The organism is Flagellatimonas centrodinii (genome assembly GCF_016918765.2).
Classification (GTDB): Bacteria; Pseudomonadota; Gammaproteobacteria; order Nevskiales; family Nevskiaceae; genus Polycyclovorans; species Polycyclovorans centrodinii.
The window spans coordinates 952,471-976,768 of the sequence record NZ_CP092104.1; the positions used below are offsets into that span (position 1 = coordinate 952,471).

Below are 24,298 nucleotides of genomic sequence, written 5' to 3' on the forward strand. Positions count from 1 at the left end.
ACGTCGGCGGCAATCGGGGTCCAGTAACCATATCTAGTGGCTGGGCATGACGCAAGCCCCAATATTCTGTGTCCAAGCCTGTGCCAAAGCCGTGCACAGCCTGTGGATGAATTGGGGATGGATGCGCCAAGTCTGCGCACCGATTGCGGGTTTTCCGGCCGCCCGTGGCCGGCGCTGCCCCGGCATGGAACAGGGCGCGCCCAAAAGACGGTCATCCACTGTCCGCGGTTCGGCCAGTGGCTGCGCAGCCTGCGCGCGGTGCGGCGCTGTCGCCCCCCCGGCGGTGCGCAACTCGGCGCCGGTCACGGCCGACAATCGCCACATCCCGCCCCCGGCCCCGTATCCTGTGCGCCGGCCGAACCCCTTCTGGAGTTGCATGCCCCTGTTCAAACGCGCCCCGCGCCCGACCCCGGACGCCCAGCTGCGCAAGCATCTTGCCCCGCGCCTAGAGCGCCTCGCCGGCGCCGAAGGTGATGCCGTCATCCCGGCGCTGTCGGCGCTGGTGGCGGCGTTGCGGCCGCGCCGGCGCGAACGCCTGCAACCGGCCGCACGGCTGCATGCCCTGGCCGGCCTGCTGCGCTCCCAGCCGGAGGCCCGCGCCACCTTGCGCGCCACGCTGATGAAGCTGCTGGCCGAAAAGCAGGCCATTCACCTGTTCTCGGACGCCGGCATCCTCTCCAGCGAGGGGTTTTCCACCGCGCTGTCGCGGCGGGTGTCGCAGGGGCTGCTGCCGGATGTGGTCAATACCGAGTACCTGAAGGACGTGTTCGGCCTGCTGTTCCACCCGCGCGACGACTACCAGTGGATGCGCGCGGCCGGCACCGAGGCCTGGCTGGACCTGGTCAACGCGCTGGACTTCGAGACCGGCCACGCCGCCGAGAAGCGCAAGCTCGGCCAGCAGATCGTGGCGGCGATGGAGGTCCTGAGCTACCGCATCACCAGCATCGGGCTGGAACCGGAACTGGTGCGCAACCATGCCGCCATCGAACGCCACGAGTCGCCGTTCCTGACCCAGAACGCGGAGATGCGGGCCTTCGTCGATGAATGGCGCAGTGCCGCCACCGACAAGCGCGAACACGCGGTCGACGGCCGCCAGATCGACGTGCTGCTGGACCAGTGCACCGAGATCATCGCCAAGATCCGCAAGCAGGCCGCCAAGACCGGCGCCAGTGTCAGCCTCACCACCCTGCTGGTACGCCTGGAGCAGAGCATCACCCGCTTCCGCGAGCTGATGGACCTGCTGGAAGCGCCGCCGGCGATGCGCAACGCGCAGTCGGTGACGCTGTTCCTGCAGTTGGTGGAATCGGTCAACCGCCGCCACAGCGTGCGCGACCTGTTCCGCCAGACCAGCCAACTGCTGGCACAGCGCATCACCGGCCATGCCGGCAAGACCGGCGAGGCCTACATCACCAGCACCCGCCGCGAATACTTCGGGCTGTTCCGGGCGGCGGTGGGTGCCGGCTTTCTGGTGGCGCTGATGGCGTTCGCCAAGATCACGCTGTCCGAAGGCAGCTACGCCCCCTTCGTCGAGGCGCTGCGCTATTCGGCGCTGTATGCCGGCGGCTTCGTGCTGATGAGCATGTGCCACTGGGCGCTGGCCACCAAGCAACCGGCGATGACCGCCAACCGCATCGCCCAGAGCATGGACGCGCGCGAGGGCAAGGACCGGCTGGAAGGCCTGGCAGAGATCATCGTGCGCACCCTGCGCAGCCAGTTCATCGCCCTGTTCGGCAATTTCGCGATGGTGATCCCGCTGCCGATCATCCTGTCGATCGCCTACCTGATGCAGACCGCCACGCCCTACGTGACGCCGGTGCAGGCCGACTACCTGCTGCACCAGATCGACCCGCTGGCCTGGACCACCTGGCTGTGGGCCGCCATCACCGGCCTGTGGCTGTTCCTCAGCGGGCTGATCTCCGGCTACTACGACAACCGCGCCGCCTATGGCCGCATCCCCCAGCGGCTGGCGCAACTGCGGGGCCTGCGACGGCTGCTGGGCGTGACCCGGACCCAGCGCTTTGCCAACTGGGTGGAACACAACTTCGGCGCCATCGCCGGCAGCTTCTACTTCGGCATCATGCTCGGCTCCACCGGGGCGCTGGGGAAGATCCTCGGCCTGCCACTGGATACCCTGCACGTCACCTTCTCGACCGCCAATACTGCCTATGCGGCGATGGGCCTGAGCGAGCCGCTGGCGGCCATTGACTGGGCCCGGGCGGTCGCCGGCATTGCGGTCATCGGGTCGCTCAACCTGGGGGTCAGCTTCGCCCTGGCGCTGGTGGTGGCAATGCGCTCACAGGGGGTGGAGTTCGACGAGACCGGCCGCCTGCTGCGGCTGTTGCTGGGGCAGCTGTTGCGTGCGCCGCAGCGCTTCATCTGGCCGCCGCCGGAACCGAAGCCGAAGCCAGTCGCCGAAGCCGAGCCGGCCGCCGACAGCCGCTGAGCCGCCGGCGCCTTATTCCACCCGGAAGCGCAGCACCGCCCCGGCCTGCTCGCGCAGCGGGCAGCCGAGGCTGATCATGCCGCGGCCCATCAACGGCATGTTCTCGCGGCGCAGGAACACCTCGCGGCCGTCCTCACCGGTGATGTAGCTGCCGTTGGTGCTGTGGTCGGCAAACACGAACTTGCCGCGCTGGTACTCGCACTGGGCGTGGCGGCGCGACGCCAGCGGGTGGTCCACCGGCAGGTCGCAGGCGGCATCGCGCCAGAGGCTCACCGGCATCCGCGCCGGCGCAAACCGCAGATGGCGCTCGCCGATGGTGAGGTTGAGGTGATGCTGGTCGCCGGCCGGTGGCTGGCCGCTGCGGGGCCCGGCGCCAGCGGCGACGCGGGTGATTTCCTCCTCACGTTCCCACACCAGCTCGAAGATATGGACCAGCTCGTTGCGGCCCTTGAGCCGCACGTGGTCGAAGGCGCGGGCACGGCCGAGATGGGTGCCACCGAGCCGCGCCACGGTGTCGGCACTGGTAAGCACCTGCCCGGCGCGCGCGGCATCGGTGAGGCGCGCTGCCACGTTGACGGCATCGCCGAAGATATCGGTGGCGTCGAACAGCACATCGCCCAGGTGAAAGCCGATGCGCAGGTTGAACACGCCGGTGCCGGCGGCCATGTCGGTGGCGACGTCGGTCTGCATCTTCAGCGCCGAGGACGCGGCCTGGTCGGCGGTGGCGAAACAGGCCAGCACCGCATCCCCCAGCGTCTTGATGACCAGGCCCTGGAACTGGTGCACCGCCCGCTTCAGCGCCTGCAGACGGCGGTCGACCGCGTCCTTGGCGGCAACGTTGCCCAGCCGCTCGTAGGCAGCCGTACTCCCCACCAGGTCGGCAAACAGCACGGCACGGGTTTCGGCAACGCTCAAAGGGAATTCCAGACAAGCAGTGGGTCGGATCATACAATCCCTGCACGCCCCGGCTGGAAGAACGCGTGTCGTACCAGAAACATTGCCCTGGCTGTTTTGCCGACAAGGCCGCTGAAGCGGTCTGTCCGGCGTGCGGCTATGACGAGTCGACGCCGCGCTCGCCGCTGTTCCTGCCACACGGTCTGGTGCTGGCCAACCAGTACCGGGTCGGCAAGGTGCTGGGGCGGCCGGGCGGCTTCGGCATCACCTATCTGTGCTGGGACGTGCATCTGCAGCAGCGGATGGCGGTCAAGGAATATCTGCCGCGCGAACTCGCCACGCGGGCGGCGGACGGGGTCACCATGGTGGTCCACGGCGACACCGAACGCGCCGCCGTGCGCGCTGGCCGCGAGCAGTTTCTCGGCGAGGCCCGCATCGTCGCCCGCCTCAACCACCCCAACGTGGTGCGGGTGCGCAGCTTCTTCAATGCCAACGACACCGCCTACCTGGTGATGGACTACTACGAGGGCCGCAGCCTCGGCGACCATCTCACCCAGGTGGAGCGGGTGATGTCGCCGGAGGCCGCCATCCGCCTGCTGCTGCCGGTGCTGGATGGCCTCGCCTATGTCCACGGCAACGATGTGGTGCACCGCGACATCAAGCCGCACAACATCTATCTGACCGCCGCCGGGGTGCCGATCCTGCTCGACTTCGGCGCCGCCCGGCAGGCCACCAACGAGCAGGTGAGCAGCCTGTCGGTGGTGGTCACCGAGGGCTACGCGCCGCTGGAGCAGTATCAGCGCCGTACCCCACAGGGCCCGTGGACCGACATCTACGGGGTGGCGGCCACGCTCTACCGCATGCTGGTGGGCGAGGCGCCGCCGATCGCCATCGACCGCATCGGCGACGACCCGCTGGCCGGCAATGGCTGGGTCGGCATCCCCGAGGGCCTGCATCCGATCCTGGCGCAGGCGCTGGCGGTGCGGCCGGAAGATCGCCATGACAGCGCCGAGGCGCTGTCGCGCGACCTCCGCCACTGGCTGGACGGCAATCCGGAACTGGCGCGTCGGGTGCCGACCACGGCGGCCCTGCCCTATGCCAGCGCCGACCCGGAGGCACCGACGGTGACGCGGGTGGCGGCGCCGCCCTCGACCCGCGTCAGCAGCAGCTTTCGCCGCCGTGCCAGCGACCGCGAGCCGGTGGCGCCACGGCGGCGCGCCGACGACCTGACCCCGCCCGCGCCGCCGCCCGTGCCAACGCCAGCGGCCGACCCGGTGCCACCCCCGGCGAGCACCCCGATCATGACCTGGCGGGTGCGAATCCTGATTCTGGTCGGGGTGACGCTGATCGGCTTTGCCGCCGGCTTCGCCTTCAGCCTCTGAGCCACCGCGCTAGCGCGCGCGCAGCGCCTCCACCACCGGCAGCCGCGCCGCCCGCAGCGCCGGCAACAGGCCGCCGACGGTGCCGATCACCAGCGCCCAGATCACCCCCAGCTGCACCAGCGCCGGGCTGACATCGAGTTGGAACACCACCTGGCTGAAGTTGCTGCCGAGGGTGTTGACGACGTTGCCGTTGAACAGCAGCACGGCGATGGCGGCGCCGAGGCTGCCACCGAGCAGGGCGAGGATCAGCGCCTCCACCAGCACCGACACCACCACCGGCCCGGCGGAAAAGCCGATGGCGCGCAGGGTGGCGATTTCCACCGCGCGCGCCGACACCGCCGAGTACATGGTGTTGAGCGCACCGAACATGGCACCGACGGCCATGATGCCGCCGACGAACACCGCCAGAAAATCCAGCAGCTGGGTCAGCTGTTTCGACTGCTCGGCGTAGTACGCCGGTTCGCGCTGAACGTCGACGGTGAGGGTCGGGTCGGTGGTCAGCGCCGCCTTGTAGGCATCGAACGCCGTTTCGTCGGTGAGCCGCGCGGTCACCGACTGGAAGCCGTTGCGGCGGTAGGCCGACAGCACCGTCTCGGCATCGGCCAGCAGTTCCGACTCGCGGGCATCGCCATCGCTCTCGAACACCCCGACCACGGTCCAGTCGCTGTCGCGGAAGGCCACCCGGCCGCCCAGCGCCAGCCCCTGGAACTGGGCCAGGGCGGCGCGGCCGACGATCACCTCGCGCACCGCCGGCTGGAACATGCGACCGTCGATCAGCCGCACTTCCGGCCGCAACCGGTCGGCCTTGGGGCCGACGCCGCGCAGGGTGACATTGGCATCGGTGCCGTCGGCACGGGTCGGCAGGTTGACGATCACCACCGCTTCGGCCGAGGCGATGGGCTCGCCATCGTCATCGCGACGCACGCCCTCGGCCTCGATGATGGTCAGCACCTGATCGCGCGACAGCGCACTCGACAGTTCGGCATTGGAGCCGCCGCGCAGCACGATGGCGCGGTCCGGCTCGCCGGTGCCGGCCACCGTCTTCTTGAAGCCGACCGACATCGCCAGCACCGAAATCAGCACCGCCACCACGCCGGCGATGCCGATGACGATGACCAGCGAACTGCCGGCCCGGCTGGGCAGGCCACGCAGGCTCATGGTGGTGACGGCCAGGGTCTGTTTGAACATGGCTCAGCGCTCCGCTAAAGCATCGACAATGTTCAGCCGCAGCCCGCGCAGCGCCGGCGGCAGGCCGATGATCAGCGCCAGCAGCACGGCGATGCCGATGCCCGCCCCCAGCACCACCGGCGGCAGGGTGGCGGTGCCGATGTACTGCTCCAGTGCCGGGAAGGCCAGCACCGCCAGCCCCAGCCCCAGCAGCGCCGCCAGCACGCACAGCAGCAGCGCCTCGGCCAGCACCAGCGCCAGCACGCCGGCATCCTGAAAGCCCAGTGTCTTCAGCACCGCCAGCTCGGCGATACGCTCGCGGAACGCCTGCATCATGGTGTTGCCGGTGAGGAACAGCAGGGTGAAGAACACCGCGCCGATGATGCTGGTGACGATGAAGTTGATGTCGCCGAACTGCTTGATGAACGACTGCGCAAATTCCTTTTCACTCTGGGTGCGGGTCTCGTTGGGCGAGTTGGCGAACAGCGCGTCGATGGCCTGGGCCACGCTGGCGGCGCGGGTCGGGTCATCCACCCGCACCACGTACCAGCCGACGGTGCCGTTACCGTAGAACCGCGCTTCGTCGAAGTAGGCGTAGTTGAACAGCAGGCCCATCGACTGTCCCGGGTCTTGCGGCGTGGCGTAGGTGCCGACGATGTCGAAGGCCCAGGCCAGATTACTGATCTCACCCTGCGGCCAGATGGTGGACTGCAGCGGTATCCGCTCGCCCACCGTCCAGCCGAAGCGTTCCATCGCCTTTTCACCCACCAGTACCCCGGTGCGGTTCTGCTGCATCGCCTGGACGGCGGCCTCGTCAACCTCCACTTCCGGCACCGTCGCCAGGTAGCGGTCGATCTCCACCGGTGAGGCGAAGATGAAGTTCTTCGGGTCCTGGTAATACCCGCCGAACCAGGTGGCGCTGGCCACCGAGGCGACGCCGTCGAGCGCCGCGATCTGCTGCTGATAGGCGTAAGGCAGCTGCTCGGTGAGGGCGATGCGATTGGTCACCACCAGACGGTCGACATTGGCCAGGTCGACGCCCCGGCCAAAGGCGGCATTGACCCCCTGCAGCAGCCCGAACAGGAAGAAGGCGATGACGATCGACAGAAACGTGAGCACGGTGCGCGTGCGCTTGCGCCACAGCCCCGCCCACACCAGCGGCAGGAACTTCACGCCAGCGCCTCGGCGCTGACCAATGCGCCCTTGTCGAGATAGCGGGTGTGCCGCGCGTACTCGGCGGCCTTGGGGTCATGGGTGACCATGACGATGGTCTTGCCGTGGTCGCGGTTGAGGGTCTGCAGCAGACGCAGCACCTCGTCGGCGGTGTTGCGGTCGAGGTCGCCGGTGGGCTCGTCGCAGATCAGCAAGGTGGGGTCGGCGACGATGGCGCGGGCGATCGCCACCCGCTGCTGCTGGCCGCCCGACAGCTCCGCCGGCTTGTGGCTGGCGCGGTCCGACAGCCCCACCACTTCCAGCGCGATGCCGACACGCTCGGCGCGCTCACGCCGGCCCAGCCGCGTCAGCAACAGCGGCAGTTCGACATTGCGCGCCGCCGAGATCATCGGCAGCAGGTTGTAGAACTGGAACACAAACCCGACATGCCCCGCCCGCCAGCGGGCCAGTTGCCCGCGGCTGAGCTGGTCGATGCGCTCGCCGCCGATGCTGAGACTGCCCCCGGTCGGTTGATCGAGCCCGCCGATGAGGTTGAGCAGGGTGGTCTTGCCGGAGCCGCTGGGGCCCATCAGGGCGACGAAATCGCCAGCGGCGATATCAAGGTCGAGCGCCTGCAGCACCTCGACGGTCTGCTTGCCGCGGGTGTAGGTCTTGCGGATGCCGCGTAGCGCGATCATCGGGGTGTCCATGCTTTCTCCTCTCCTGACGGACTTCCGGCATTGTGTATTGGCGTCATAACGAAGCACCCAGTCTGTTCGTAGGAACACGACTTCGTCGACACGCTTTGGTGATTCGCGAGCATGGGTTTCGCCCTGCTGGGCGAGGCACCTTTCTTTGCTTGTGCAAAGAAACGTCCCCCAAAGAAAGCACACCCCAAGGCGTGTCCCGGCTGTCGCCGGTGCCCTCTGCTGCTCACGTGCTCGGGGTCGGTCTGAGACGACATCCTGTCGTCGCATTCCTCAGCCGGACATCGTGTCCGGCTGACCCCTGTGCGCGCTGCGCTGCTCGGTCCACGCCAAGGGGCCCCAGAAGCGAAAAGCGTCCCGGTCCGGTCGCTGTGGCTTTTGGTCCCGTTAGAGGGCGCCGGACGGTCTGACGAGCGCAGGGGAGAGCGGGACACGATGTCCCGCTCAGGGCCACCGCGGCAGGAGCCGCTTTGGCCCGGCCCCGAGCACGGCAGATCGGCCGGGGACCGGCGCAGCCGGCGCTCTCTCCGGGTGCCCTTTCTTTTCGTCTCTTTTCTTTGGGCACGCAAAGAAAAGGGACTCGCCCAGCAGGGCGAAACCACTGCAACCGAAATACGAGGGCGTTTCGACGAAGTACCGCCCACCTCAAAACAAATGTCATTGCGAGCCGCTGCAGGCGGCGCGGCAATCTCGTCCGGCAGGCATTGCCCTCGATCGTAAGATCGCCGCGGGGCTGCGCCCCTCGCGATGACAGGGGGCCTGGTGATCGAGGTGTTGGGTTGTGACGCGAATCGCACACTGACGCTCACGACACCACCCGCACCACACGCCCCTCCACCAGATCCGCCGGCGGTTCCACCACCACCCGCTCACCCGGCCGCAGCCCGGTACCGACGCGGGCATCACTGCCCAGCACCTCGACATCGGCCACCGCGCGCCGCTCGACCCGTTCGTCGCGCAGCACCCACACCACCGCGCCCTCCACCACCGCGCTGGCCGGAACCCGCACGCCCCGGGCCGGCGCGGCATCGTCGTCATCATCGGCGGCGGCGGCATCCGGCAGGAAGGCCACCCGCACGCCCATTTCCGGCAGCACCCGCGGGTCACGCGTGGTCAGGCCGATGCGCACCTTGACGGTCGCCTTGCTGCGATCGGCGGTGGGGATCACCGCAATCACCTCCGCCGGCAGGTCGAGATCGGGATAGGCGTTGAGCCGGGCGGTGACGCGCTGGCCCGGGCGCACCCGGTTGATGAAGTTCTCGTTGACGTCGACCTCGATCTCCAGCGAGTCCATGTCGACCACGGTGCCGATGCCGGTGCGGGTGCCGTCGCCACCGGCCGACAGCGGCGAGATCATTTCACCGGGCTGGGCATTCTTCACCGTCACCACCCCGGCGAACGGCGCCCGCACCACGGTGTCGTCGAGCTGCTGCGCCTGCACCTCGACGCTGCGGCTGGCCACCGTGACCTGCTGGACAGCGCTGGCGAGCCGGGCCTTGAGGCTGTCGCGGCTGGCCTCGGCGCTGTCGAGCGCGGCCTGGCTGACCAGGCCCTTGCCGGCCAGCTCACGGTTGCGGGTCACCGTGCGTTCGGCATCCGCCAACTGCACTCGAACCTCGGTCAGCTGGGAGCGGGCCGCCTGCATCTGCGCCTCCGCCAGCGCCAGCTGCGCCTGGGCGTTGCGATCGTCGATGCGGGCCAGCACCTCGCCCTCGGCGACGGTCTGCCCCTCCTCGATCAGCACCTCGGTGACCTTGCCGGTGACCTTCGACGACACCGTCGCCTGCCGCCGCGCCACCACATAGCCGGAGGCATCCAGCACCGAGGCGCTGGCAGCCGGCGCAGAGGCCGCGCTGCGCGCCGGCGCGACCCGCACTTCCAACAGGGCCTGCGGTCGCCACCATAACCAGGCCAGCAGCAGCAGACCCAGCACCAGCAGGCCGGCGACGAACCACAGCAGGCGACCGCCGCCGCCACCGTTGGTGGGCGCGGGGCGGTCATCACGATCCAGCTTGAGTCGGGCCAGCAGGTCGGCCTGGTTGGACATGCGCGGGCGTCATCGTTTTTACGTTGTGGCCCATGGTAAACCGGTCGGCGCACTCCCGCGTGCAGTGCCCGCTATGCTCAGCCCCCCTCGACGACGCGCCACGGGATGACGACCGACTATCACCACCTGCCCCGCTGGACCTCCACCGCCGGCAGCGGCCCGACCCTGCGGGGGCGCCATGCCGGCGACCACGGCCCCTGGCTGCACTGGCTGTCCGGCAACGGCTTCTGCGGCGGTGTCTACTGGCCGATGCTGCGCGGGCTGGCGGCCGATCATCGCCTGTGTCTTCACGATATCGAGGGCCAGGGCGAAAGCGATGCGCCCCCGCATTTCAGCGGCAGCCGGGCGATCCTGGCGCGGGTGCCTGCGGTGATGGACAACCTCGGGCTGCCGGCATCCGGGGTGATCGGCATGGGCCACAGCTACGGCGGCGCCCTCACCCTTCGGCTGGCTGACCGGCAGCCACAGCGGTTCCGCGCGCTGGTGCTGCTCGACCCCATCCTGCTGCCAACCCCGCATTGGCTGGGCGTGAAACTGGCGTCGGCGCTGGGCCGCAATCCGATCGCCAATGCTGCGCGCCGGCGGCGCGCCTGCTGGCCGGACCGCGCCGCCCTGCAACAGCGACTGGCCGGCCGCGGCATCTACCGCGGCTGGACCGACGACGCGTTCCACCACTTCGTCGAGCATGCCAGCCGTGACAGCGCCGAAGGCCGGGTGCTGTGTTGCCCGCCGGCGATCGAGGCGGCGGTGTTCGAGCAGCCGTTCTATCCCTGGGCGGCGGTGCGGCGGCTGGCCGTGCCGACCCTGCTGCTGTACGGCCGCGACAGCTATCCGTTCTTCCCGGCAACGATCCGCCGGGTGCGCGCGCTGGCGCCGCAGGTGCAGGTGCAGGCGATGGCCGGCGGTCATGGCTTCATGCTGGAGGACCCGGCGGCGACGACGGCGGCCATCGCGCGGTTCCTGGCATCGCTGGACTAGGCGGCCCGCGTCGCTGCCGGCCTGCGACCTTTTTCGCGAATCCGGCATCCAAACAGGCATGAGCGCCTTCGATCTCGAGGTTTCCGACAGCGAGCTGGCCGCCGCCACCCGCGGCGAGGCCAGCGCGCAGTCGGCGATCTACCGACGCTTCGAGCGGCCGGCCTTCACGCTGGCGCGGCGCATGGTCAACGACCCGGACGGTGCCGCCGATGTGCTGCAGGATGCTTTCGTCACCGCTTTCCGCACTCTGCACCAGTTCCGCGGGGATGCCCCGTTCGGTCGCTGGCTACGACGGGTGGTGGTCACCCAGGCGCTGATGTACCTGCGGGCGCAGCGCCGCTGGCAGGACCTGTTCGTGCCGACCAACGACGTGATCGAAGCGCAGATCGGCCAGGAAGACCTGCACACCCTCGATCTCGAGCGGGTGCTGTCGACCCTGCCTGATGTGCCGCGCACGGTGCTCTGGCTCTACCACGTCGAGGGTTACACCCATGTCGAGATCGCCGCCCTCTGCGACCGCACGGTGAGCTTTTCCAAATCCCAGCTGTCGCGCGCGCATGCCCGGTTGCGACAGCAGTTCGGCGGCGCCCCGTCGGTGCCAGGAGCCTCCAGTGAATCCCATGTCTGACCCCCTTGCCGATGCCCTGCGGGCGCTGCCCGATTTCGATCCTCCCGCCGACGGCTGGGCGCGAGTCGATGCGCGGCTGCGGCCACGCCGTCCCGCCCGCCGCTGGGTGCCGATGCTGATGGCCGCCGGGCTGGGCGCGGTGGCGGTGATCATCGGCCTGCAGTCCGGAGTCCCGGGGCCACGCCCGGCACCGATCACCGTCGCCACCGGCGCCAACGCCGACGCCGGGACGGCCCCCGACGCCTGGGCGCTGGCCGCCGCGGCGCTGGCACTGCAGGCCACATCCGATCCCTATGCCCCGACCGATCTCGACGAGACCGCGGTTGCCGTGACCGCCACCGCACTGTTGTCCACCCCGATAGCCGAGGAGGAATGGCTATGACCCGTCTGCCCCCGCCCCCCCTGTGGCTCGCCGCCGGACTGTGGCTCGGTATCGCGCTGCCGACCGTCGCCGCCCCGCCCGCCCCGACACCGCTGCCGGCCGAGGTACGCAGCGAACTCGAAGCGGCGCGCGACGCCCTGCATCAGGCCGCGCGTCGCTATGCCGACCTGCTGGACACACACGGTCTGCCGTCACCGGGCCCGATGGGCCTGGGCGACCCGCTGCGCGGGCATCTGGGCCTGCGGCTCGGCCCGGCCGACACCCTGGCCGATGGCCAGAAGGGCCTGCGGATCATGGCGGTCGCCGAAGCCGGCGGCGCGGCACAGGCCGGGGTGACAGCCGGTGACGTCCTGCTGGCCGTGAACGGAGTCCCGGTGGGCAGCAGCACGGAGGGGGTGCCCAATCCGGCATTGCGCCCGGCCTTGGCCGACCTGACGGTGGGACAGACGGTGCCGGTGCGGGTCGCGCGGGCGGGCCAGGTGCTGGCGCTCAACATCACCACCACCGCCGCGCCACCGTCGAGCGAGCGGCGCCACCGGCGCCGGCCCGACAGCGGCCCGCTGGCCTGGCAACTGGCGCCGATGAGTGCGGCGCTGGCACCCTACTTCGGCGGGCTCGACCACGGCGTGCTGCTGCTGAGGGTGCCCGACGACAGCCGCTTTGCGTTGCAGCCGGGCGATGTCATCACCGCCGTCGACGGTACCGCGGTCGACAGCCCTCGCAGCCTGTTCAAGGCGGTACTGCGGGGCGAAGGCGAGACCACCACGCTGCGCCTGCAGCGTCTCGGCAGCGCGCTTGAGCTCAGCGGGCCGCGGCCGCAACGTCCACGCCTGGACAAGGCCGCCACGCCACCGCCGGCCCCGCGCTGACGCCGGCTCGAACTCAGGTTGCGCCGAGCGGGATCCACGACACCCGCGTGCCGGCTGCCAGGTCCGGCGCGGTGATCCGCACCAGGGCATTGGCCTCGGTGAGGTTGCTGAGCATGTGCGAGGCCTGCCGGTCCAGCGGCTGCAGTTGGGCGACCCCGGCGGCATCCACCGTCACCCGCATGCGCATCAGCAGCTCGCGGCGGGCATCGCCGCGCACCGCCGTGCTCAGCACCCCCGCGCGCCAGGCAGGGGTCGTTGCGCCGGCGCCCTCCAGCCACGACAGCATGCGTTCCACGTGCACCTGCAGGCCGACCATCACCGCCCCTGGGTTGCCGGGCAGGCCGATCACCGCGGCGGCACCCCGCTGTCCGAAATAGAGCGGCATGCCGGGTTTCTGGGCGACCCGCCAGAACACCTCCTCGACTCCGAGCGCTACCGCGGCAGCACGCACATGATCGTGGTCACCCACCGACACGCCACCGGTGGTGATCACCAGGTCCGCCTCGGCCAGCGCCTGCTCGAGCGCGGCGCGCGTGGCCGCCAGGGTGTCGGCGACGACGTGCAGCGGCGGGGTCTGCCCCAGGCGCTGCCGGCACCAGGCCTGCAGCAGCGGCCCGTTGGCATCGAAAATCTGCCCGGGCTGTAGCGGTTCGCCGGCGCGGGCGACCTCGTCCCCGGTGACCAGCAGTGCCAGTCGCGGCGCCCGATGCACCTGCACCGCGCCGACACCGGCCATTGCCAGGGCGGCGATCACGCCGGGGGTCACGCGGGTGCCAGGTGCTGCCAGTGGCGTGCCGCCGGTCAATTCCTCGCCGCGCAGGCGGGTGTCGGCATGCACCGGCAAGGGCTGTCGCAACCGCACCTCGGCGTCATCACGTTCGACGATCTCCTGGCGGGCGACGGTGTCCGCACCCGCCGGCAGCGCGCCGCCGGTAAAGATGCGCAGGGCGGTGCCCCGTTGCAGGGCGGGGACCGTTGCCGCGCCTGCCGCCACCTCGCCAACCAGCGGCAGCCGCACCGGGCTGGCCTCGGTGGCATCGACGAGATCGGCATGATGCAGCGCGTAGCCGTCGACGGCGCTCTGGGTGAACGGTGGCAGGTCGGTCTGCGCCGCCGGCGCCTCGGCGAGCACCCGCCCCAGGGCGGCCGCCAGCGGACAGGTCTGCACCGGCAATGGCGCCAGCCGCTCGGCATAGCGCTGCAACGCGGTATCCAACGAGATCATCAAGTCGCTCCCGGCCATGAGAACAGACCGCTACCCGACAACAGTTTGACGCCGGCGACCAGCAGTACCAGCGCCAATGCCCGCCGCACGCCGGGTGGCGAGAGCCGCCGGCTACCCAGCCAACTGCCGACGATGCCGCCCAGCAACACCACCATCGCCAGCGGCACGAACAACCAGAGCGACGGCCACGGTGATCCCGACAGGCTCCAGCCCGCCAGGCCGGCGAGCGAATTCAGCAGCACGAAGGGCGCCGACACCGCCGCCGCAGCCCGCACCGTCGCCCAGCCTGAAAACAACAACAATGGGGTCAGAAAGATACCGCCACCGACGCCGATCCAGCCCGACAGCAGGCCGAGCACCGCGCCGACCGGGACGGCGACCCGAATCGACACCGCCCGTGTGGGCGAGGCATCGCCGGGGCCCCAGAACAGCCGGGCGGAGGACAACAGCAGGACGACTCCCGTGATCACCGAAAAGCCGGTGTCGCCGATCGGGTGACTGCCCGCCAGGGCGGCACAGGGGATGGCGGGCAGCACGAACGGCCAGAGTAGACGCCCACGAAAGTGTCCGGCGCCGGCGAACTGGGCGGTGGCAACACCGGCAACGATCACGTTGAGCCCGAGCGCGACCGGGCGAATGGTGTCCGGCGCCAGGCCCAGCAGGGCCATGACCGCGATGTAGCCCGAGGCACCGCCGTGCCCGACGCTGGCATACAGCGTGGCCACGCACAGCATCAACAGCGCCAGCAACAGGTCGGCCGCCTCCATCCGCCCGCCTCAGGTATAGCCGCCGGGGTGTGGCTTGCCCGGCCGGCAGACTTCAATCAGGTGCACCAGCGCCGGCAGGATGGCGGCCAGTGTCTCGCTGGCGCCGCCGCGCGAACCGGGGCAGGTGACGATGAGACTGTTGCCACGCGCATAGCCCGCCACCCCGCGCGACAGCGCCGCATACGGCGTGCGCCGCTGGCCAAAGGCGCGGGCCGCTTCCAGCAGCCCCGGCAGCGGCTGCAGCAGATAGGGTATGACCGTTTCCACCGTGCAGTCGCGCGGGCTGACGCCGGTACCGCCCACCGTCATCACCAGCGCAGTGCCGGCGTCGAGTGCCGCATCGAGTTCACGCCGCAGGGCATCGGGTTCGTCGGCAATGACGCCATAGGCGACCTCGGCGAAACCGGCCTGCTGCAAGGCCGCTTGCACCGCGCGTCCGGCGGTATCGGGCTTGCGCCCGGCAGCCACCGAGTCGGACAGCACGATGACCTGTGCGGTCGCCGCCACCCGCAGCTGCCGCCCAAACTGCGACTTGCCGCCGCGCTTGTCTTCGAGATGGGTGTCGGTGATGCGCAACTCGGCCGGTTTGCAGTGCGGCTTGAGCATGTCGTAGAGCGTCAGTGCCGCCAGGCTGGCGGCGGTCAGCGCTTCCATCTCGACCCCGGTGGGGCCGATGGTGTCGACCGTGGCGATCACCTTGACCTCGGCCTCGCCCAGTTCGTAGTCGATATCGGCGCGGTGAATCGGCAGCGGATGACAGAGCGGGATCAGCTCATCGGTGCGCTTGGCCGCGAGAATGCCGGCCACCCGGGCGGTCTTGAGCGCATCGCCCTTGTCGGTATCGCCCCGCCGCAGTCGCTCGATACAGTCGGCCGGCGCCTGCAGCACGCAGGATGCCCGCGCGCTGCGGCGGGTCTCGGGTTTGTCGCCAACGTCTTTCATGCCGATGTGCGCTCGTGGTTGTGATGGTGGTCGTGATGGTGATGGTGGGCACCCTGCGCAACCGAAGCCTCGTCGCCCTCGGCGGTGATGCAGCAGCCCTCGACGAAGCGACTGCTGCCATCGGCGTAGAACTCCTCCTTCCAGATCGGCACCCGATGCTTCACCGCGTCCACCGCATGGCGACAGGCCGCGAACGCCTCCGCGCGGTGCGCGGCGCGGGTGACGCAATAGATGGCGACATCGCCGATCTCGAGCAGGCCGATGCGATGCACCACCCGGCAATACGGCAACTCAAACCGGGCACGGGTTTCCGCTTCGATCTCAGCCATCAGCCGTTCCGCCAACGGTGCGTAGGCGGTGTAGCGCAGCCGCGTCACCGCGCGGCCTTCGTGATGGTCGCGGACGGTGCCACCGAAGATGGCGAGGCCACCACAGTTGGGGTGGTCGCCGACGGCGAGGAGGGGGTCGAGGAGGAGGGGGGATTTGGAGAGGTACATATAAGTGGAATTCGGTTCATGCGTGGCGGCGTTGCCGTTGGTGATACGTGATTGGCGATTCGTTAGAAGCCGAAGCCTTGAGACCTGCACGCTTTAGCTGTTTTCCCCGTTGAGGGCGCCGGACGGTCTGGCGAGCGCAGGGGAGAGCGGGACAGGGATGTCCCGATCAGGGCCGACGCGGCAGGAGCCGCTTTGGCCCGACCCCGAGCACGACAGAACGGCCGGGGACCGGCGAAGCCGGCGCCCTCTCCGGGGGGCCCTTTCTTTGGGGCACGTTTCTTTGGGCAAGCAAAGAAAGGTGCCTCGCCCAGCAGGGCGAAACCGTTGCTGGCAATGACAAGATCACGTTGCCGACGCAGTATCAACATCATCACTCCTCTCAATGCTCAATTTCACGCTGGCTCAGTCATCGCTGTTCGGTCCTCTGCCTAAGCTGCGAGCTGTGCTTGCAACAGCGGCTGTTGTGCCGCGAATACACCATGGCGCTGGCCATCGTGGCGACGCGTCACTTCACTAATCCACTCCGGCCCCGGCATCCATGCCGGGTCGTGAACCCCGTCTGCGAGCAGTGCTCGCAAAGCAACGGGGTTCACCCAGCAGGGCGAAACCCGTGCTGACACATCAAGAGCACGTGTCGACAAAGCGCCATCCGCAACAAAAAAAATGTCATTGCGAGCCGCCGCAGGCGGCGCGGCAATCTCGTCGCCACGGCGGTGCCACCCGGACGAGATCGCCGCGGGGCTACGCCCCTCGCGATGACAGGGGGCTTTGGCGCCACGTAGGGTGAGCCCCCTCCGCGAGCATTGCTCGCCGAGGGGGCTCACCCCCCCGCCACCGGCGGCAACAGCGCCACCACCATCCCGTCCTCAAGCGCGGCACGCCGCGGCACGATCTGGTCGCCGACCGCGCAGGCCACCCGTTCCAGCTCGGCACTGGCATCCGGAAACCGACTGGCGAGTTGATCGAGGGCGTCGTCGAGGGTCGTGCCGGCTGCCAGCGTGAGCGGGACAGGCTGGTCGCTGCAGAGCCGTTGCAGGACACCGAAGAATTCGAATTGGATGTTCATGACAAGTACTCGTGGGTTCCAGTGGCTGACGGGACGCCTGAAAGGTGGGCGAGCAGTGCTCGCAAAAACGGCTGCTGTGCCGCGAATACACCAAGGCTCTGGCCATCCTGGCGACACGTCACTTCGCGAATCCACTCCGGCCCGGACATCCATGTCCGGTCGTTCGCCCCGCCCGCGAGCAGTGCTCGCAAAAACAGCGGGGCTCACCCCCCTATTCCATGCATCAAGATCGGGCGCTCCACCGGCCCGGGGGCGGCGGCGTAACCGGCCTGCTTGTGCCACACGGCGTTGCGCAGCAGCGACGACAGCGTGGCATCGTCATCACCGGCCCGCATGCGGGCACCCAGCGGCGTGCCGGAGGCGGCGAACAGGCAGGTGAACAGTTCGCCGGTGGCGGTGAGGCGGATGCGGTCGCAACTGGCGCAGAACGGGTTGCTGACGGTGGCGATGATGCCGACACCGGTCGCTTCGCCGGCCAGTTGGTAGCGGGTGGCCGGATCAGACCCGCGGGGCAGGGCCTCGACCCTGTAGACGCTGCGCAGCCGCGCCAGGATCTCGGCCTCGCTGACCACGTCGTCGGCTTGCCAGCGGCCGGGCTGGTCCAGCGGCATGTATTCGATGAACCGCAGCGGCAAGCCGCGCGCCAAGGCCCAGGCGGTGAGCGGCAGGATCTGCTCATCGTTGCGGCCGCGCAGCACCACGGCGTTGAGCTTCACCGGCAGCCCGGCGTCGATGGCGGCGTTGATGCCGGCCAGTACTGGCGCAACCTCACGGCGGGTGAGGGCCCGGAATGCGTCCGGGTCGACGGCGTCGAGGCTGATGTTGAGATCGTCCAACCCGGCCTCGGCGAGCGCCTTGGCAGCGGGCGCCAGCAGGGCAGCATTGGTGGTCATCGACAGTCGCTGCAGCCCCAGCGGTCGGAGCGTCTGCAGATCGTGCACACAGTCGAGCAGGTCGGGCCGCAGCAGCGGTTCGCCGCCGGTCAGGCGGATATGGGTGATGCCGTGCAGCACCGCAATCCGCGCCAGTCGCAACACTTCATCGCGGGTCATCAGCGATGACCGCGGCAACCACTGCGGATGCTCGGGCATGCAATAGGTGCAGCGGAAGTTGCAGCGGTCGGTCAGCGAGATGCGCAGCTTGCGCTTGCCGCGGCCGTGCCGGTCACGCAGACCAACGGCCGCCACCGGCAGCGGGCGCGTGGTCGGAGCGGGATTGGCGACGGCGGCGGTCACGGACTTGGTTGAAGGTGTCAGACTTGCTAGCGTTATACCTGATTGAACATCACGCGAAAACAGCCGGTGCCCCATGCCCAGATCCCCATCGCCCGCATCGCTCACCCTACGGTCCAGTTTCTGGCTGATGGCGGGTGACCAGAGCCTCGCCGGCCCCGGCCGCATCGAACTGCTGGAGCGCATTGACGACACCGGCTCGATCCGCCAGGCCGCCCTCGGCATGGGCATGAGTTACCGCGCCGCCTGGGATGCGGTGGACCTGATGAGCAAACGCAGCGGCCGCGTGTTGGTGGCGCGCCGCACCGGTGGCAAGGGCGGGGGCGGTGCCGGGCTGAGCGACGACGGTCGCGCGCTGGTTCGTGCCTACCGCCGCCTGGAGGTGCTGCATGCCCGCCATGTCACCCGTCTCAGCGACAAGCTCGGCGACCTGCTGGCCCGCTGATCACCCGCCCCATTGGCGTTCGCAGTCGGCCAGTGCCGCCGGCGTATTCAGATTCAGTACCGGCGTCGCCGTCACCGGCAGGGCGATCGGTACCGCCGCCACCGCCGACAGCAACCCGCGTACCGATCGTGATGACCCGGCCAGCTGCATTGCCACGGCATCGGCGAGGCGGTGATGCAACAGGCACAGCGGGTAGTGCGGCGTGTCGCCGGTCACCGCATAGGCAGCGGCAGCGCCGGCATCCGATGCTCCGCGACACAGTCGCGCCACCAGATCCGGCGGCAACCGCACCGCATCGCAGGGCGCACACAATAGCCAGCCGGATGTCAGCCGTGACAAGCCCGCGTGGATGCCGGCCAGAGGGCCGGGGAAATCGTCGGCAGCGTCGGTCAGCACCGGCAGCCCGAAGGCAGCATAGGCGTCGAGGTTGCGGTTGGCGTTGACCCACACGGTCGCCACCTGCGGCCGCAACGCGGTCAACACATGCGCCACCAGTGGCCGGCCGGCCAGCCGCAGCAGGCCCTTGTCCTGCCCGCCCATGCGCGCACCGCGGCCACCGGCAAGAATGAGCGCGGTCACCGCGTCGCCGCCGACCGACGCCGGCGGCACGATGGATGCAGACTGTTCTGCCATGGCGTCTCTCCGTTGCCCATCATGATCGACGATTCACTGGCCGGCCGCTGCATCGCGGTCCCCGAAACCCGCGAACTCGACCTGTTCACTGCATTGCTGGAACGCCGCGGCGCGTCGGTGTTGCGCTGTCCGCTGGTGGCGATCCTCGACGCCCCCGACCCGGCGCCGGTGCGGGCCTGGCTGGCGCGGTTCTGCGATGGCGCCTGTGACGACCTGGTGCTGCTCACCGGCGAAGGCCTGCGACGGCTGCTGGGCTGCCTGGAACGCCACGACGCCGAGCGTCTCGATGCCTTTCGCGCGCAGCTGGCGCGGGTGCGCACCATTGTCCGCGGCCCCAAGCCGGGGCGGGTACTGCGGACCCTCGGGCTGCGCCCCACCCTGGTCGCCGAAACGCCGACCAGCGAGGGGGTCATCGAGGTCCTCCGCACACTGGACCTGCGCGGCCGCCGCGTCGGCGTGCAGCGTTACGGCAGCGAGCCGAGCACGCGCCTGCTCGACACGCTGACGGCAGCCGGCGCCACCCCGCTGCCGGTGTCGCCCTATGTCTATGCCGATGCCGCCGATGACGCCGCGGTGGCCGACTTGATCACCCGATTGGCGGCTGGACAGGTCGATGCCATCGCCTTCACCAGCATGGCGCAGGTCGACCGGCTGTTCGGCCTGGCCAGCCGTCGCGGGCTGAACGACACCCTGCGCGCGGGTCTGTCCGGCAGCACCGTGGCCGCGGTCGGCCCCGTGGTCGCCGACGCCCTGCGCGCCCGCGGCGTCGCGGTCGATGTCATGCCCGGCGAAGCCTTCTTCCTGAAACCGCTGACCCAGGCGCTGGCCGGCCTGCTGGCGGCATCGCGCAGCTAGACTCACGCCTCACGGCGCGACCGCCGCCGGCGCCTGCGCCGCGATCAGCGCGCGGATCTCCGGCACGCAGGAGCCACAGTTGCCCCCGGCCTTGAGGCAGGCGGTGACCGCCGCCGGATCGCGCAGGCCGCGGCTGCGGATCGCCTCGCTGATGGTGTTGCGGCCGACCCCGAAGCAGGCGCAAACAGTGGGGCCGGCGTCTTCGCCGCGCGGCGCCTCACCGGCCAGCAGGGCGGCGCGCGACAGGCTACCGAGGTCGTCACGGGTGAAGCAGTCGGCCAGCCACTGACGCGCCGGCAGGTCCACCCGCGGCGACAGGAACACGCAGGCCTCCAGATGGTCGCCGACCCACCAGGCCGCGCGATAGACGCCGGTGGCGGCATCCTCGTAGTCGATCCAGTCGGCCTCGGCATCCGCCCCCAGCCACTGCCGTGCCCACTCGCCGGGCGCCGTCATGGGTGCGGTATCGGCCAGTTCGTAGCGTTGGAAACGGGTCCCCGGCACCCGCACCCACCAGCGCAGGGCTGCGGGATCGAGCGGTCGCCGGCTGAAGGCGAAGCCGTGCCAGGCCACCGCCACCGGTGTCACCTGGACCGGCGTGTGCTTGAACTCCGGCTCGCCCGATAGCGGGTCGACCACCGGGTTGACCAGGCTACCAACGCGGGCCTCGGAGGCGAACTGCGCATTCCAGTGGATCGGCACGAACACCTCGCCGGCGCGCATCTGGCCGGAGCAGCGTACCCGCGCCACCAACCGTCCCCAGCGGCTGCGCACCTCGGCTAGATCATCCGCCTGCAGGCCGGCATGGGTGGCGTCGTCGGGATGCAGGTCGATGAACGGTTCGCCGGTATGCGCCGCCAACTGCGGCGCCAGACCGGTGCGCGTCATGGTGTGCCACTGGTCGCGCACCCGGCCGGTATTGAGCACCAGCGGATAGCGCCGCTCGGTGCGATGGACCGGCGCCCGCGGCACCGTCGGCACCAGCCGCGCACGACCGTCGGCATGAAAGAACAGCGGGATGTCATCACCGGTCGTGGCCGGCACCGGCCAGCGCACCGGGGTCATGGCGTCGTACTGCGGCTGCGACATGCCGGCCAGCCCGCCCAGATTGAGATAGCGCAGGGCGCCCGGGCCCGCCACCCCGGGCTGCGGCCGGTGGTTGCCGAACGCTGTGAGCCGGGCATGTTCATCGAAGATCTGGTGGGCGCCGGTATAGGCGAAATGCGCGCCATGGCCCCAGCGGCGTGCGACCTCGCACAGTGCCCACCAGTCGGGCCGCGCCTCGCCGGGCGGCGCCACGAACGGCCGTTGCCGCGAGATGCGGCGTTCGGAATTGGTGACGGTACCGTCCTTCTCGCCCCAGGCCTGCGCCGGCAGCAGGATATGGGCGAAGGGCACGGTGTCGGTGTGATGCGTCACATCCGACACCACCACCGTCTCGCAGCGGGCCAGGGCCTTTCGCACCATGTCGGCATCCGGCAGGCTGACCACCGGATTGGTGGCCATCACCCACACCGCCTTGATCCGGCCTTCGGCGACCGCCTCGAACAGCTCCACCGCGCGCAGGCCCGGGCGCTCGGCCAGCTGCGGGCTGTCCCAGAATCGCTGCACGATCTGTCGGTGCGCGGCGTTGTCGATCTCCATGTGGGCGGCCAGCATGTTGGCCAGCCCGCCGACCTCGCGCCCACCCATGGCATTGGGTTGGCCGGTGATCGAGAACGGGCCGGCACCGGGCCGATGGATGCGTCCGGTGAGGAGGTGGCAGTTGATGATGCTGTTGACCTTGTCGGTGCCGGCCGAGGACTGGTTCACCCCCATCGAAAAGGCGGTGATGCTGCGCTCGCAGCGCGCAAACCAGCGGTAGAAGGTGTCCAGCGCGTCCCGGGGCAGGCCACAACCCTGCGCCACCGTGTCCGGATCACCGGCGTGCCGGTGCGCCTCGGCCAGCGTCTCGCGCGCGCCGCGGGTGTGGGCGCCAACGAAGCCGGCATCGGTGTGGCCGGTCGCGTGCAGATGGGCCAGCAGGCCGTTGAACAACAACACGTCGCTGCCGGGGCGGACCGGCAGGTGCAGGTCGGCCGACTCGGCGGTGGCGGTGCGCCGCGGGTCGATCACCACCAGCCGCATCGACGGCCGCCGTTCGCGGGCGCGCATGATCCGCTGATAGAGGATGGGATGACACCAGGCGGTATTGGCCCCCACCAGCACCACCAGGTCGGCCTGCTCGAGGTCTTCGTAGCTGACCGGCACGATGTCCTCGCCGAAGGCGCGCTTGTGGCCGGCGACCGCCGATGACATGCACAGCCGCGAGTTGGTGTCGATGTTGGCGGTGCCGACATAGCCCTTCACCAGCTTGTTGGCGACGTAGTAGTCCTCGGTAAGCAACTGCCCCGACACGTACCAGGCCACCGCGTCCGGCCCATGCTCGCGAATCACCCGGCCGAAGCGGGTCGCCACCTCATCCAGCGCCCGCGCCCAATCGACACGTCGGGTCGGCGCCCCGGCACGCGTCCGTATCTGCGGGTACAGCAGGCGTCCGTCCGGACCCAGCGTGTCACCGAGGGCCGCGCCCTTGACACAGAGGCGCCCGTGATTGGCCGGGTGCTCCGGGTCGCCGCTGACGGTGGTGGTGCCAGCCGACAGCCGCACACTGACGCCGCAGCCGGTGCCGCAGTACGGGCAGGTGGTGCGCACCCCCGGCAATGGATCGGCGGCCTGCATGCTCAGGCCTCCACGTCGCAGTAGGCGCGCCCGAACAGCAGCCGTTGGCGGACGTCACTGATGTCGCGGTTGTCGGCCATCAGTTGGTGATACCAGCTGCCGTCGGAGGTATCGCCGAACAGGACCGCGCCGACCACCCGCGCATCGCGCAACACCAGACGCCGGTAGATACCGCGACGCGGCGCGCGCAGCACCAGGTTCTCGCAGTTGGTATCGCCGTCGAACAGCCCGGCGGAGTAGACCTCGATACCGCTCACCTTGAGCCGTGTCGCCGTCTCCGGCGCCCGAAACACATCACCGCCGACGCCTGCCAGGTGTTCGGCGCAGACGCGCGCCTGTTCCCACACCGGCGCCACCAGGCCGAAGGTGACGCCGCGATGTTGCACGCACTCGCCGACGGCCTGGATCCGCGGGTCATCGGTCTGCAGGGTATCGTCGACGACGATGCCGCGATCGCACTGCAGGCCGGCCTCGCGCGCCAGTGCGATGTCCGGCCGCACGCCGACCGCCATCACCACCAGATCGGCGGCCAGGATTTCGCCACTGGCCAGCTGCACCGCCCGCACCTGTCCGCCCTCGCCAAGCAGGGCGGCGGTCTCCTGCGACAGCCGCAACTGCAGGCCGCGCCCGCGCAGGGTCTCGGCCAGCAGCGCCGCCGCCGCGGCATCGAGCTGCTGGTTCAGCAGGCCCGCCGCTCGATGCACCAGGGTGACAGCCATGCCGCGTCGCCGCAGGCCTTCGGCGGCCTCGACCCCGAGCAGGCCACCCCCGATCACCACCGCCGGCCGTCCCGGTGCAACCCGGGCCAGCATGGCGTCAACGTCGGCGAAACTGCGGAAGGTGACCACACCACCCAGCGTGTTGCCGGGGATCGGCAACCGCACCGGGACCGATCCGGTGGCAATCAGCAGGCGGTCATAGCCGGCCACCACTCCGGCGCGGGAGACGACCTGCCGGCGCTCGCGATCGATCTGCACCACCGGATCGCCGGCGATCACGGTGATCCCCCGTTGCGGGTCGTCCGCTGCCGAGGCGAGCGTCAGCGCCGCCGGCGCGACCTCCCCCGCCAGCAACGAGGACAACAGGATGCGGTTGTAGCGGGCCTGCGGCTCGGCGCCGAAGACCGTGATGCGATAACGACCCGGCGCGCGTGCCGACAGCGTCTCCAGCACCCGCGCCGTTGCCATGCCGTTGCCGATGACTACCAGCCGCTGCTGCGGCCCCCTCGCCATGCGGGTAGGGTCAGCCGCCGCCGGCACCGCCATG

22 protein-coding genes are annotated in these 24,298 nt (G+C 69.9%); 8 read left to right on the plus strand and 14 right to left on the minus strand.

The window, feature by feature from the left end; all coding sequences use genetic code 11:
- The first annotated feature begins 376 nt into the window (after positions 1 to 376).
- The gene (locus tag JN531_RS04630) at positions 377 to 2,443 is read left to right on the plus strand and encodes a site-specific recombinase (RefSeq protein ID WP_228347688.1); all 2,067 of its coding nucleotides are present in this window, start codon (positions 377 to 379) and stop codon (positions 2,441 to 2,443) included.
- Between the two features lie 12 nt (positions 2,444 to 2,455).
- Here the strand turns inward: JN531_RS04630 and JN531_RS04635 are convergent, their stop codons facing one another.
- Positions 2,456 to 3,358, minus strand: a complete 903-nt coding sequence (locus JN531_RS04635) for an adenylate/guanylate cyclase domain-containing protein (RefSeq protein ID WP_228347689.1) — start codon at positions 3,356 to 3,358, stop codon at positions 2,456 to 2,458.
- 65 nt (positions 3,359 to 3,423) lie between these two features.
- On the opposite strand from JN531_RS04635, the gene JN531_RS04640 reads away from it, so the two are divergent.
- On the plus strand, positions 3,424 to 4,719 hold the full coding sequence (locus JN531_RS04640; protein ID WP_228347690.1) for a serine/threonine protein kinase: 1,296 nt from the start codon (positions 3,424 to 3,426) through the stop codon (positions 4,717 to 4,719).
- A 9-nt stretch (positions 4,720 to 4,728) separates the two neighbouring features.
- Here JN531_RS04640 and JN531_RS04645 read toward each other — a convergent pair whose 3' ends face one another.
- From JN531_RS04645 to JN531_RS04660, 4 genes are all read right to left on the minus strand, one after another.
- Positions 4,729 to 5,907, minus strand: coding sequence for an ABC transporter permease (locus JN531_RS04645; RefSeq protein ID WP_228347691.1), 1,179 nt, complete (start codon positions 5,905 to 5,907; stop codon positions 4,729 to 4,731).
- A gap of 3 nt (positions 5,908 to 5,910) precedes the next feature.
- Entirely contained in the window at positions 5,911 to 7,059 is a 1,149-nt protein-coding gene (locus tag JN531_RS04650; RefSeq protein WP_228347692.1) for an ABC transporter permease, read from the minus strand.
- Positions 7,056 to 7,748 carry an ABC transporter ATP-binding protein gene (locus JN531_RS04655; RefSeq protein WP_228347693.1) on the minus strand — a complete coding sequence of 231 codons (693 nt, stop codon included), beginning with the start codon at positions 7,746 to 7,748 and terminating at the stop codon, positions 7,056 to 7,058. Before JN531_RS04655 ends, JN531_RS04650 begins: the two co-directional genes overlap by 4 nt.
- 802 nt (positions 7,749 to 8,550) lie before the next feature.
- Positions 8,551 to 9,792 carry an efflux RND transporter periplasmic adaptor subunit gene (locus JN531_RS04660; protein ID WP_228347694.1) on the minus strand — a complete coding sequence of 414 codons (1,242 nt, stop codon included), beginning with the start codon at positions 9,790 to 9,792 and terminating at the stop codon, positions 8,551 to 8,553.
- A gap of 105 nt (positions 9,793 to 9,897) precedes the next feature.
- Here JN531_RS04660 and JN531_RS04665 point away from each other — a divergent pair, with 105 nt between their 5' ends.
- The 4 genes from JN531_RS04665 to JN531_RS04680 are packed head-to-tail and all read left to right on the plus strand — an operon-like array spanning position 9,898 to position 12,649.
- A complete protein-coding gene (locus JN531_RS04665; protein WP_228347695.1) occupies positions 9,898 to 10,770 on the plus strand; it encodes an alpha/beta fold hydrolase in 873 nt (290 codons plus the stop codon).
- 58 nt (positions 10,771 to 10,828) lie between these two features.
- Positions 10,829 to 11,398 carry an RNA polymerase sigma factor gene (locus JN531_RS04670; RefSeq protein ID WP_228347696.1) on the plus strand — a complete coding sequence of 190 codons (570 nt, stop codon included), beginning with the start codon at positions 10,829 to 10,831 and terminating at the stop codon, positions 11,396 to 11,398.
- Positions 11,391 to 11,780, plus strand: coding sequence for a hypothetical protein (locus JN531_RS04675; RefSeq protein WP_228347697.1), 390 nt, complete (start codon positions 11,391 to 11,393; stop codon positions 11,778 to 11,780). Before JN531_RS04670 ends, JN531_RS04675 begins: the two co-directional genes overlap by 8 nt.
- A complete protein-coding gene (locus JN531_RS04680) occupies positions 11,777 to 12,649 on the plus strand; it encodes a PDZ domain-containing protein (RefSeq protein WP_228347698.1) in 873 nt (290 codons plus the stop codon). Before JN531_RS04675 ends, JN531_RS04680 begins: the two co-directional genes overlap by 4 nt.
- A 13-nt stretch (positions 12,650 to 12,662) precedes the next feature.
- Here the strand turns inward: JN531_RS04680 and JN531_RS04685 are convergent, their stop codons facing one another.
- The 6 genes from JN531_RS04685 to moaA all read right to left on the minus strand — a co-directional run bounded on the left by JN531_RS04685 (position 12,663) and on the right by moaA (position 18,381).
- Complete coding sequence (locus JN531_RS04685) at positions 12,663 to 13,874, minus strand: molybdopterin molybdotransferase MoeA (protein WP_228347699.1); 1,212 nt, start codon at positions 13,872 to 13,874, stop codon at positions 12,663 to 12,665.
- Positions 13,874 to 14,641, minus strand: a complete 768-nt coding sequence (locus JN531_RS04690) for a sulfite exporter TauE/SafE family protein (RefSeq protein WP_228347700.1) — start codon at positions 14,639 to 14,641, stop codon at positions 13,874 to 13,876. The genes JN531_RS04685 and JN531_RS04690 overlap by 1 nt, the downstream gene beginning before the upstream one ends.
- 9 nt (positions 14,642 to 14,650) lie before the next feature.
- Complete coding sequence (gene moaCB / locus JN531_RS04695) at positions 14,651 to 15,583, minus strand: bifunctional molybdenum cofactor biosynthesis protein MoaC/MoaB (protein WP_228347701.1); 933 nt, start codon at positions 15,581 to 15,583, stop codon at positions 14,651 to 14,653.
- The gene (locus tag JN531_RS04700; RefSeq protein ID WP_228347702.1) at positions 15,580 to 16,080 is read right to left on the minus strand and encodes a molybdenum cofactor biosynthesis protein MoaE; all 501 of its coding nucleotides are present in this window, start codon (positions 16,078 to 16,080) and stop codon (positions 15,580 to 15,582) included. Before JN531_RS04700 ends, moaCB begins: the two co-directional genes overlap by 4 nt.
- 820 nt (positions 16,081 to 16,900) lie before the next feature.
- A complete protein-coding gene (locus JN531_RS04705; RefSeq protein WP_228347703.1) occupies positions 16,901 to 17,146 on the minus strand; it encodes a MoaD/ThiS family protein in 246 nt (81 codons plus the stop codon).
- Positions 17,147 to 17,349: 203 nt separating this feature from the next.
- Positions 17,350 to 18,381, minus strand: coding sequence for a GTP 3',8-cyclase MoaA (gene moaA, locus JN531_RS04710; protein ID WP_228347704.1), 1,032 nt, complete (start codon positions 18,379 to 18,381; stop codon positions 17,350 to 17,352).
- Positions 18,382 to 18,454: 73 nt separating this feature from the next.
- Between moaA and JN531_RS04715 the strand changes: the two genes are divergently transcribed.
- Positions 18,455 to 18,823, plus strand: coding sequence for a winged helix-turn-helix domain-containing protein (locus JN531_RS04715; protein WP_228347705.1), 369 nt, complete (start codon positions 18,455 to 18,457; stop codon positions 18,821 to 18,823).
- On the opposite strand, the gene mobA is transcribed toward JN531_RS04715, so the two are convergent.
- A complete protein-coding gene (gene mobA, locus JN531_RS04720) occupies positions 18,824 to 19,456 on the minus strand; it encodes a molybdenum cofactor guanylyltransferase MobA (protein WP_228347706.1) in 633 nt (210 codons plus the stop codon). It lies immediately after the preceding gene.
- A 21-nt stretch (positions 19,457 to 19,477) separates the two neighbouring features.
- Here mobA and JN531_RS04725 point away from each other — a divergent pair, with 21 nt between their 5' ends.
- On the plus strand, positions 19,478 to 20,311 hold the full coding sequence (locus JN531_RS04725; RefSeq protein ID WP_228347707.1) for a uroporphyrinogen-III synthase: 834 nt from the start codon (positions 19,478 to 19,480) through the stop codon (positions 20,309 to 20,311).
- Between the two features lie 9 nt (positions 20,312 to 20,320).
- On the opposite strand, the gene JN531_RS04730 is transcribed toward JN531_RS04725, so the two are convergent.
- Entirely contained in the window at positions 20,321 to 23,032 is a 2,712-nt protein-coding gene (locus JN531_RS04730; RefSeq protein ID WP_228347708.1) for a nitrate reductase, read from the minus strand.
- A gap of 2 nt (positions 23,033 to 23,034) precedes the next feature.
- Positions 23,035 to 24,297, minus strand: coding sequence for an NAD(P)/FAD-dependent oxidoreductase (locus tag JN531_RS04735; protein ID WP_228349972.1), 1,263 nt, complete (start codon positions 24,295 to 24,297; stop codon positions 23,035 to 23,037).
- Position 24,298 lies beyond the last annotated feature (1 nt).